This window comes from Blastococcus litoris (genome assembly GCF_003075095.1).
GTDB classification, from domain to species: domain Bacteria; phylum Actinomycetota; class Actinomycetes; order Mycobacteriales; family Geodermatophilaceae; genus Blastococcus_B; species Blastococcus_B litoris.
This window is the reverse complement of record NZ_QCZF01000009.1, coordinates 179,670-189,017: the sequence shown is the minus strand read 5'-3', so window position 1 is coordinate 189,017 and position 9,348 is coordinate 179,670. Positions and strand designations below refer to the sequence as shown.

Sequence of the window (9,348 nt, the reverse complement as noted above, 5' to 3'; positions counted from 1 at the left end):
CGGTGGAGCGGGGGGCGCGCCTGCTCGCCGGTGATCCACCGGCTGCTGCCGTCGGCCGCGGCGACCCGGCCGTCGAGGGTGGCGGCGACCTTCCACACCACGAAGGGCCGTTGCTCGCGGACGGCGGTCAGCCACCCGGCCAGGGCGCCGGCCTCGGCGGCCTCGCGCTCGACGCCCACCTCGACCTCGACGCCGGCGGCCCTCAGGCGGTCGGCACCGCCTCCGGCCGGCTCGGTGGGCTCGGGGACGGCGACGACGACCCGCGCGACGCCGGCCTCGATCAGCGCGTCGGCGCACGGGCCGGTCCGGCCGGTGTGCGCGCACGGCTCGAGGGTGACGACCACGGTCCCGCCGCGCGCCCGCGGCCCGGCCTGCGCGAGGGCGGCGATCTCGGCGTGCGGCCCGCCGGGCGGCGCGGTGGCGCCCTCCCCCACCGGGACGCCGTCCGCATCGAGGACGACGGCACCGACGGCGGGGTTGGGGCTGGTGGTGCCCAGCACGGACGTACCGAGCTCGCGCGCCCGGGCCATGGCGCTGGACTCGCGCGCTCGGGCCATGGCGCTGGACTCGCGCGCCCGGGAGATGGCGCTGGACTCGCGCGCCCGGGCCATGGCGTCGCGCTCGGCGCCGCTGGTGCTCACCCGCGCATCGCCGCGGCGGCCTGCGCGCGAAGCGCGGCGATGGCCGTGCCGGGGTCCTCGGCGCCGTAGACGGCCGAGCCCGCGACGAACATGTCGACGCCCGCCTCGGCCGCCTGCTCGATGGTGTCGGCGTTGATGCCGCCGTCGATCTCGACGAGCAGCGTCATGTCGCCGGCGTCCACCAGCCGCCGCGCCGTCGCCACCTTGGTCAGGACGTCGGCGATGAACGACTGCCCGCCGAAGCCCGGCTCGACGCTCATGACCAGCAGCGTGTCGAAGTCGCGGAGGACGTCGAGGTGGTCCTCCAGCGGGGTGCCGGGCTTGATCGCCAGGCCGGCCAGGGCACCGGCGGCCCGGATGTCGCGCGCCACCGCGCGGGGGTCGGCGGTCGCCTCGGCGTGGATGGTGACGTTGCGCGCCCCGGCCTCGGCGTAGCCCGGCGCCCAGCGTCCGGGGTCCTCGATCATGAGGTGGCAGTCCAGCGGCACGGGGCTGACCTTCTGCAGCGCCGCCATCACCGGGAGGCCGAAGGTCAGGTTCGGCACGAAGTGCGCGTCCATCACGTCGAAGTGCAGCCAGTCGGCGTCGGCGACCCGCTGTGCCTCCTCGCCGAGGCGCGCGAAGTCCGCCGACAGGAGGCTGGGGGCGATCAACGGTTCCCGGGACACGTCCGCCGAGTCTAGGTGGGCGGCTTCCCGCCGTTCCCCGGCGTGGACGAGGGCGGGGCCGGGTGTCCGTTGCGCCCGGCCGGGTAGGGGGCGACGCATGCCTGACGCCACCCCCACCCTGTACGACGGCTTCGACCGCATGCCCATCGCCGGCACCTGGCGCGCCGGACGCTCCGGCAAGACGGCCACCGACACCGACCCCTACACCGGCGAGACGCTCACCGAGATCCCGCTGGCCGACGCCGACGACCTCGACGAGGCCTACGCCCGCGCGAAGGAGGCGCAGCGCGACTGGGCCGCCCGGCTCCCCTCCGAGCGCGCCGAGGTGATGCGCCGCGCCGCCCGGATCATGGAGGCGCGCAAGGACGAGATCGTCGACTGGCACATCCGCGAGAGCGGCGCCGCCGCCCCCGCGGCCGAGTTCGAGTACGCCATCACCCTCCGCGACTTCCACGAGGCGTCGTCCTATCCGTACCGCGTCGAGGGCCGGATCCTCCCCGCCGACATCGAGGGCAAGGAGAGCCGCGTCTACCGGCGTCCGGTCGGCGTCGTGGCGGTGATCAGCCCGTGGAACGTGCCGATGCACCTGTCCAACCGCTCGGTCGCCCCGGCGCTGGCCCTCGGCAACGCCGTCGTCCTCAAGCCGGCCGGCGACACCCCGGTCACCGGCGGCCTGCTGCTGGCCAAGGTGTACGAGGAGGCCGGGCTGCCCGAGGGGCTGCTGTCGGTCGTGATCGGCTCCGGCTCCGACATCGGCGACGCGATCGTGTCGCACCCCACCCCGCGGGTCGTCTCCTTCACCGGGTCGACGCCGGTGGGCAAGGGCATCGCCGAGAAGGCCGGGCTGAAGAAGCTCTCGCTGGAGCTCGGCGGCAACGGGCCCCTGGTCGTGCTGGACGACGCCGACCTCGGGTACGCCGTCGACGCCGCGGTGTTCGGGAAGTTCTTCCACCAGGGCCAGGTCTGCATGATCACCAACCGGATCGTGGTGGACGCCGGCGTGCACGACGAGTTCGTCGAGCGCTACGTCGAGCGGGTGCGCGGGCTCAAGGCCGGCGACCCGCGCGAGGGCGACACCGTGATCGGCCCGATCATCAACCACAAGCAGCTGGAGGGGATCCAGGAGAAGGTGGCGAAGGCGCGGGAGGACGGCGCGGAGCAGCTCCTCGGCGGCGACCCGACCGGCCCCATCGGCTCGGTGCTGCCCCCGCACGTGCTGCTCGGCACCAACGACGTCGCGACCGCGCGGCAGGAGGTCTTCGGCCCGGTCGCGACGATCATCCGCGCCCGCGACGAGGACGACGCCCTGGCCATCGCCAACGACACCGAGTACGGCCTGTCCAGCGCCGTCTTCACCCGGGACGTCGCGCGCGGCGTCGACTTCGCGCTGCGGGTCGAGGCCGGCATGACCCACGTCAACGACTCGCCGCTCAACGACGAGAACAACACCGCGTTCGGGGGCGAGAAGGAGTCGGGCCTGGGCCGCTTCGGCGGGGAGTGGGCGATCGAGGAGTTCACCACCGACCACTGGGTGAGCGTCCAGCACACGAAGCGGGCGTTCCCCTTCTGAGCTCAGGCCTCGTCGATCTCCTCCCGGTAGCCCTCGTTCAGCAGGCGCTCGACCCGCTCCAGCCCGAGGGGCAGGTCGAGCCGGCGCAGGGTCACCGAGACGCGGATGCTGCCGACGGTCGCCGGGTCGGGTGCCGCCGGGCGACCGGGGAGCGGCAGGGGCGCCGGCCGCACCGGGATCGCCCACATCCGCAGGGGCGGCCGCACCGGCGGGACCAGCGGTCCGCCGGGCGGCCGGCCCGGCGGCCGCGGTTCCGGCTCGGGCGGGTCGGGCGGTGCCTCGGTCGCCACGATGCGCAGGTCCATCTGGACGTCGGCCGCGTCGATCGCCAGCGACGGCAGGCTGACGATGCTGAGCAGCGGCAGCGAGGCGGTGACCCGCCTGGTCACGAACTCCTCGCCGTCCACCTCGGTGCGCTCGAAGGCGAAGCTGAAGGTGCGCGCCCGCAGCGGGGCGTCGTCGTCCTCGGCCGGCTCGAAGCCGACGCGCTCGACGAACTCGGCCAGCTGGCTCGACAGGAGCCCCTGCGCCTTGACCAACGACCCGAGCGTCGAGCCGAGGTAGTCCTCGACGAGCCGCGCGGTCCCGCTCACCGGTTCGGCCACGGCGTCCCCCTCAGTCCGGGACGACGACGGGCTCGCCGCCGACGTCGACCATGGCCTTGGGCACGTCCCGGAAGGTCAGGGACGCGCGCTGGATCTGCTCCGGCGGGACGCCGGACAGCGAGTCGGCATCCAGCCGGATGAACACCCGCTGCGTCGGCCGGCTCTTCTGGGCGACGTCCTGCAGCAGCTTCTGCAGCTCCTGCACGTCGCGGACGACCGCGGTGAGCTGCTCGCGAGCCGGGCCGCTGGCCGACGCGCGCAGCGCGGCGAGGTCCGCGCGGGAGAGCCGGACGGGCTCGGGCACCCGCTCGTCGCGCATCGACTCCGGGTCGTCGCGGGCGCGGTCGTAGAGGTCCCGCAGCCGGGCGTGCTGGTCGACCAGCTGCTGCAGCCGCGCCCCGACGTCGGCGCCGACGCCGCGCAGGAGCGAGGCCATCTCCCGCTCGCCGATGGCGACGACCGGCCGTCGCGGCAGCTCCAGCCGCGGCGGGCCGACCTCCTCCACGGAGTCGACCACGTACGGGACGTCGAAGTGCGCCTCGGCCAGCGCGAAGGCCGGCACGGGCAGCGAGCGCAGCCGCTCGTCGGCCGCGTAGGCAGCCGACAGCTCGGCGGTGGCCGCGTCCAGGGCACGGCGCGCGGCGACCAGCGAGGACGCCAGCGCCGACACCGCATCGCCGAACTCGACGCTCACGCGGGCGCGTCCACGCCGTCGTCGATCGCCGTCTGCAGGATCGTGAGGACGCGGTCGAGACCGGCCGGGATCTCGTCCTGCACGGCGTAGACGTGCACCTTGAGCGTCGAGGACCTGTTGACCTGGTCGGAGCTCTTCGTGTTGCGCGTGTAGTTCGCCTTCACGGTGAACTTCACGCCCCAGAAGCCGCCCGAGGCCTCCGCGCTGATGCCGAACGTCGAGTCGGTGGTGTTCAGGGTGCTGCTGCTGACCTGCGCCTCGAAGTCGACGGTCGCCTCCTTGACCCGGATGAACGGCACCGGGACGACGGTCAGCAGGGGCACGGTGAGCGCGACGGTCTCCGTGGTGAGGACGTCGCTGGGGCCGTCGTCGTCCTCGCGGGCCGGCACCCGCCGCTGGAAGGAGAAGTCCACCGTCCGCGCGGTCTGCGCCCCGCCACCGCCCGGAGCCGGGTTCAGGCCCACCTGCTGGATGAAGTCGACGGTGCTGGACGCCGCCAGCGCCTGGGCCTTGACCACCGCCTGCAGGGGGCCGCCGATGATCTGCTCCATGGGCAGGGCCATCTCCTGCCCGATGTTGATCGGCATGACGGTGCTCCTTCGCGCTCGGGGTCAGGACCTCTTCCCCGCCGTCCGCTGGGCGGGTGCTGGTGGGGTGGACGGTGAGCGACGGCGGGAGGGAGCGCGGACCGGGGCCGGCGCCGTCGCCAGCAGCCGGGCGGCGCCCAGCAGGGGCTCCAGGAGGTCGAGCGCGCGCTGGGCGGCCCGCGACAGCTCGGTCCACCGCTCGTCCGGGGGCGCGCCGGCGAGTCCCTGGGCCGTCCGCTGCTGGATCAGCAGCGCGCTGAGCTTGGCGTACTCGGCGCCGGCCTCGGCATAGCGCGCCGACTCCAGCCCGGCGGACACCGACGTCCACACCGCGGTGGCGGCGGCCAGCGCGTCCGGAGGGTGCTCGCGGCGCGGGCGACCCACCGCGCGCGACGACCGGCCGGTGCTCGCCATCGTGCCTCCCCCACGAGCCTGCCGGCGAGTATGGGGACCGCCGCGGGCGGCGGACAAGGCACTCCGCCACGGCGGAGCGGACGGCCTCGTTCCGGTCAGTCCCGGTCGGGCAGGGCGATCCACTCCGCCCAGGAGAGGTCGCGCCCGACGTAGCGGGGACGGCGCAGCGGCCACTCCCCCGCCAGCCACGCGGGCACGAACGCGTCGAGCGCCCGCTCGACCTCGCTGCCCACGAGCCTGTCGACCACCCACCAGGACACCTCGGCGTCGGCGTCGCCGTCCTTCTCGGGCGGGTCGACGTAGACGCAGCCGAGCAGCTCGCTCTCGGCCTCGTCGAGGAGGGCGTAGTTGAAGCTCTCGTGCGCCTCGATCTCGCGCTCGTGCCGGGCGAGGTCGTCGCGGTCCTCGTCGGGCGTCATCGTCGCCGGCGGCCAGCCCCACGCCTCGCCGTAGATGCCCCAGAGCCGCTCGCGCGAGCCCATGACGGCCGGGAAGTCGATGTCCACGTCGTCGGCGCGGATGGGACGCAGGTGGTGCCCGGTCGGCAGCTCGACGCGCAGCGGGTGCGCGAAGTCCTCGGGGAGCCAGCCCATGTCAGCGCACCCTGCGGAGCAGGGCCATGAACATCGCGTCGGTGCCGTGCCGGTGCGGCCACAGCTGGCCGTAGTCACCGCGGCTGATGCCCGGTACCTCGGGGAAGAGCGGCGCCACCGGGAGCACCTCGACGTCGTCGCGCGCCGCGGCGACGTCGACGACCCCCGTCGTCTCCTCGGTGTGCGGGGAGCAGGTCACGTAGGCGACCACCCCGCCCGGCCGGACCGACGCCAGCGCGCCCGCCAGCAGCTCGAGCTGCAGCTCCACGAGCGGGACGACGTCCTCCTCGGTGCGGCGCCAGCGCACCTCCGGGCGGCGCCGGAGCGCTCCGAGGCCCGTGCAGGGCGCGTCGAGCAGCACGCGGTCGAAGGCCCCTGCGGCCCAGGGTGCCTCTCGGCCGTCGGCGGCCAGCACCTCGACGTCGGCCTCGCCGGCCAGCGTCGTGCGCACCAGGTCGGCGCGGTGCGGCGCCCGGTCGGCGGCGGTCAGCCGCACGCCGGCCGGCCGGACGGCGGCCAGGAGTCCGGCCTTGCCACCGGGCCCGGCGCACATGTCCAGCCAGGCCTCGTCGCGGCCCTCGAGCGGTGCGCGGGCGAGCAGCAGAGCGGCCAGCTGGCTGCCCTCGTCCTGCACGGCGGCCACGCCCGACCGCACCGAGGCCAGCCGCCCGGGGTCGCCGCCGCCGGGCAGGCGCACCGCGTAGGGCGACCACGGGCCGGGCTCGCCGCCCGACTCCGCCACCAGGGCGTCGCGCCCGGTGCGCCGCGCGACCAGGTGGACCTCCGGTGCGACGTCGTCGGCGAGCAGGGCCGGCTCCAGCTCGTCGTCGGCACCCAGCGCGTCCCGCCAGGCGTCGACGATCCAGCGCGGGTGGTCGGTCGCGAGGGCCAGCCGCCGCTCGGCGTCCCCGCCGAGGGCGGCCAGCCACTGCTCGCGGTCCCCGCCCGCGGCGACCTTGCGCAGGACCGCGTTGACGAGCCCGGCGGCTCCGGGCCCCACGATCGCGCGGGTCAGGTCGACGCTGGTGTCGACGGCGGCGTGCGAGGGCACCCGCAGGTCGATCAGCTGGTGGGTGCCGAGCCGGAGCAGGTCGAGCACCCGCGGGTCCAGGTCGGCCAGCGGGCGCGAGACCAGCCCGGCGAGGATCGCGTCGAGGGTGCCCTGCGCCCGCAGCGTGCCGTAGGCCAGCTGGGTGGCGAAGGCGGCGTCACGCGCGTCGAGCTCGGGCCGTTCCCGCAGCAGCTGGGGCAGCAGCAGGTTGGCGAAGGCGCCGCGCGAGGAGACGCCGTCCAGGACGTCGTAGGCGGTCAGCCGGGCGCCGTCGAGCCGGGGACGACGGGTGGCGGGGTGCCGGCGGCCGGCGGGGCGGGGGCTCACGCGCCCACCCGCTCGCCGGGCTCGAACCGCGCCCCGCGGGCCCAGTCGGTGGCGGGGAACATGCGCTTCCCGGCCGGCTGGACGTCACCGAGCCGGACGGCGCCCCGCCCGGTGCCGACCAGGACGCCCGACGGGGCGGCGGAGACCTCACCCGGCTCGAGCCCGAGCGCGGCGGGGAGCGGCTCGACCGGGCCGAGGCGGAGGCGGTCGCCGCGCCACGTCGTCCAGGCGCCGGGTGCCGGGGTCACCCCGCGGACCCGGCGGTCGACCACGTGGGCCGGCAGCGACCAGTCGACCCGCGCGTCGGCGGGCTCCACCTTCGGCGCCAGGCTCACGCCGTCGGCGGGCTGCGGCTGCGCGACCAGGGTGCCGGCGGCGATGCCGTCCAGCGTCGCGACCAGCAGTTCCGCGCCGCTGACCGCCAGGCGCCCGAGCAGGTCGCCGGCGGTGTCCCGCGGGCCGATGGCCTCGGTGACGGTGCCGAAGACGGGCCCGGTGTCGAGGCCCGCCTCGAGACGGAACGTCGACGCGCCGGTGATCTCGTCGCCGGCCATGATCGCGTGCTGGACGGGGGCGGCGCCGCGCCAGGCAGGCAGCAGCGAGAAGTGCAGGTTGACCCAGCCGTGCGCGGGGAGGTCCAGCGCCGCCTGCGGGACCAGCGCGCCGTAGGCGACGACGGGGGCGCAGTCGACGCCCAGCCCGGCCAGCTGCTCGAGGAACTCCGGCTCCCGCGGCGACCGCGGCTGGAGGACCGGCAGACCGGCCTCGTCGGCACGCTCCGCCACGGGTGAGCGGCTGACCCTCCGGCCACGGCCGGAGCGGGCGTCGGGCCGGGTGAGGACGGCGACGACCTCGTGCCCGGACGCGAGCAGCGCGTCGAGCGAGGGGACGGCCGGTGCCGGCGTGCCGGCGAAGAGGAGCTTCAGTGGGGGCTCACCTTGACGACGGGCGGCGGTGCGGGCAGCCAGGCGGCCATGCCCGCCCACTCGGCGGCCTCGAGCTCGGCCAGCGCGGCCGCCCGCGCGTCGGGGTCGAGCCGGTCGACGAACAGGACGCCGTCGAGGTGGTCGGTCTCGTGCTGGATGGCACGGGCCAGCAGCTCCGAGCCCTCGATGCGGACCGGGTCGCCGTGCATGTTCCACCCGCTGGCGACGACGTGCAGGTGGCGCCGGCAGTCCCAGCGGTAGCCCGGGATCGACAGGCAGCCCTCCGCGTCGATCTGCTCCTCCTCGCCCACCGGCACGACGTCCGGGTTGACCAGGTGCCCGACCTCGCCGTCGACGTACCAGGTGAAGACGCGCAGACCCACGCCGATCTGCGGCGCTGCCAGGCCGGCACCGCCCGCGGCGAACATGGTCTCGGTCAGGTCGGCGACGAGCTGCCGCAGCTCCGTGTCGAAGTCGGCCACGGGGGCGGCCGGCGTCCGCAGGACGGGGTCGCCCATCAGCCGGATGGGGGTGACGCTCACCCGACGATCGTAGGTGGCCCCGCTGAGGGCGCCGGTGCCAGCGCGGCCCGGACGGCCGCCGCGGCGTGCAGGGCGGTCGTCGGGAAGGTCGGGACGTCGACGTCGTCGGGGCCGATCAGCAGCTCGATCTCCGTGCAGCCGAGCACCACGCCCTGCGCCCCACGGGCGACCAGCCGGTCGACCACCTGCTGGTACGCCCGTCGGGACCCGTCCCGGACGACGCCGAGCACGAGCTCCTCGTAGATGACCCGGTGCACCAGGTCGCGGTCGGCCTCGTCGGGGACCAGGACCTCCAGCCCGGCGGCCGAGAGCCGGTCGGCCAGGAACGGCTGCTCCATCGTGTACCGCGTGCCGAGCAGGCCGATCCGGGTCAGCCCTGCCGCGGCGACCGCCTCCGCGGTGGTGTCGCCGATGTGCAGGAACGGGACGTCGATCGCCGCGGTGATCGCGTCGGCGACGGTGTGCATGGTGTTGGTGCACAGGACGACCAGGTCCGCCCCCGCCGCCTGCAGCGAGCGGGCGTCGGTCGCCAGCAGCTCGCCGGCACGAGCCCAGTCGCCGGAGGCCTGCAGCCGCTCGATCCCGGCGAAGTCCACCGACAGCAGCACGCACCGCGCCGAGTGCAGCCCGCCCAGCTGCTCGCGCACGGCCTCGTTCAGGAGCCGGTAGTACAGCGCGCTGCTCTCCCAGCTCATCCCGCCCAGCAGCCCGATCGTCCTCATACCGGTGA

The 9,348-nt window shown here is 75.6% G+C and carries 12 protein-coding genes; 1 reads left to right on the top strand and 11 read right to left on the bottom strand.

Features of this window, described 5'->3' with window-relative positions; genetic code table 11:
• Both ribD and rpe read right to left on the bottom strand, forming a co-directional pair.
• A partial coding sequence (gene ribD / locus DCS98_RS18785) for a bifunctional diaminohydroxyphosphoribosylaminopyrimidine deaminase/5-amino-6-(5-phosphoribosylamino)uracil reductase RibD (protein ID WP_241038347.1) occupies positions 1 to 641 on the bottom strand: 641 nt, incomplete at its 3' end.
• Positions 638 to 1,309 (bottom strand): ribulose-phosphate 3-epimerase, encoded by a 672-nt coding sequence (gene rpe / locus DCS98_RS18780; protein ID WP_241038345.1) that lies wholly within the window; start codon positions 1,307 to 1,309, stop codon positions 638 to 640. The genes ribD and rpe, both read right to left, overlap by 4 nt.
• A 97-nt stretch (positions 1,310 to 1,406) precedes the next feature.
• On the opposite strand from rpe, the gene DCS98_RS18775 reads away from it, so the two are divergent.
• Positions 1,407 to 2,879, top strand: coding sequence for an aldehyde dehydrogenase family protein (locus DCS98_RS18775; protein WP_116452906.1), 1,473 nt, complete (start codon positions 1,407 to 1,409; stop codon positions 2,877 to 2,879).
• A 2-nt stretch (positions 2,880 to 2,881) separates the two neighbouring features.
• Here DCS98_RS18775 and DCS98_RS18770 read toward each other — a convergent pair whose 3' ends face one another.
• From DCS98_RS18770 to DCS98_RS18730, 9 genes are all read right to left on the bottom strand, one after another.
• Positions 2,882 to 3,484 carry a DUF2589 domain-containing protein gene (locus tag DCS98_RS18770; protein WP_116452905.1) on the bottom strand — a complete coding sequence of 201 codons (603 nt, stop codon included), beginning with the start codon at positions 3,482 to 3,484 and terminating at the stop codon, positions 2,882 to 2,884.
• A 10-nt stretch (positions 3,485 to 3,494) separates the two neighbouring features.
• Positions 3,495 to 4,178: a hypothetical protein gene (locus DCS98_RS18765; RefSeq protein ID WP_116452904.1), complete on the bottom strand. Its 684-nt coding sequence runs from the start codon at positions 4,176 to 4,178 to the stop codon at positions 3,495 to 3,497.
• Positions 4,175 to 4,765, bottom strand: a complete 591-nt coding sequence (locus tag DCS98_RS18760; protein ID WP_116452903.1) for a DUF2589 domain-containing protein — start codon at positions 4,763 to 4,765, stop codon at positions 4,175 to 4,177. The genes DCS98_RS18765 and DCS98_RS18760 overlap by 4 nt, the downstream gene beginning before the upstream one ends.
• A 24-nt stretch (positions 4,766 to 4,789) precedes the next feature.
• Positions 4,790 to 5,179: a hypothetical protein gene (locus DCS98_RS23130; RefSeq protein ID WP_164704651.1), complete on the bottom strand. Its 390-nt coding sequence runs from the start codon at positions 5,177 to 5,179 to the stop codon at positions 4,790 to 4,792.
• Positions 5,180 to 5,274: 95 nt separating this feature from the next.
• Positions 5,275 to 5,772, bottom strand: coding sequence for a GNAT family N-acetyltransferase (locus tag DCS98_RS18750; protein ID WP_116452901.1), 498 nt, complete (start codon positions 5,770 to 5,772; stop codon positions 5,275 to 5,277).
• 1 nt (position 5,773) lies between these two features.
• Positions 5,774 to 7,150 carry an RsmB/NOP family class I SAM-dependent RNA methyltransferase gene (locus tag DCS98_RS18745; RefSeq protein ID WP_116452900.1) on the bottom strand — a complete coding sequence of 459 codons (1,377 nt, stop codon included), beginning with the start codon at positions 7,148 to 7,150 and terminating at the stop codon, positions 5,774 to 5,776.
• Positions 7,147 to 8,136 carry a methionyl-tRNA formyltransferase gene (gene fmt, locus DCS98_RS18740; RefSeq protein ID WP_241038343.1) on the bottom strand — a complete coding sequence of 330 codons (990 nt, stop codon included), beginning with the start codon at positions 8,134 to 8,136 and terminating at the stop codon, positions 7,147 to 7,149. Before fmt ends, DCS98_RS18745 begins: the two co-directional genes overlap by 4 nt.
• Positions 8,073 to 8,618: a peptide deformylase gene (gene def, locus DCS98_RS18735; RefSeq protein WP_116452899.1), complete on the bottom strand. Its 546-nt coding sequence runs from the start codon at positions 8,616 to 8,618 to the stop codon at positions 8,073 to 8,075. Before def ends, fmt begins: the two co-directional genes overlap by 64 nt.
• Complete coding sequence (locus DCS98_RS18730) at positions 8,615 to 9,340, bottom strand: aspartate/glutamate racemase family protein (RefSeq protein ID WP_116452898.1); 726 nt, start codon at positions 9,338 to 9,340, stop codon at positions 8,615 to 8,617. Before DCS98_RS18730 ends, def begins: the two co-directional genes overlap by 4 nt.
• Positions 9,341 to 9,348: the final 8 nt, after the last annotated feature.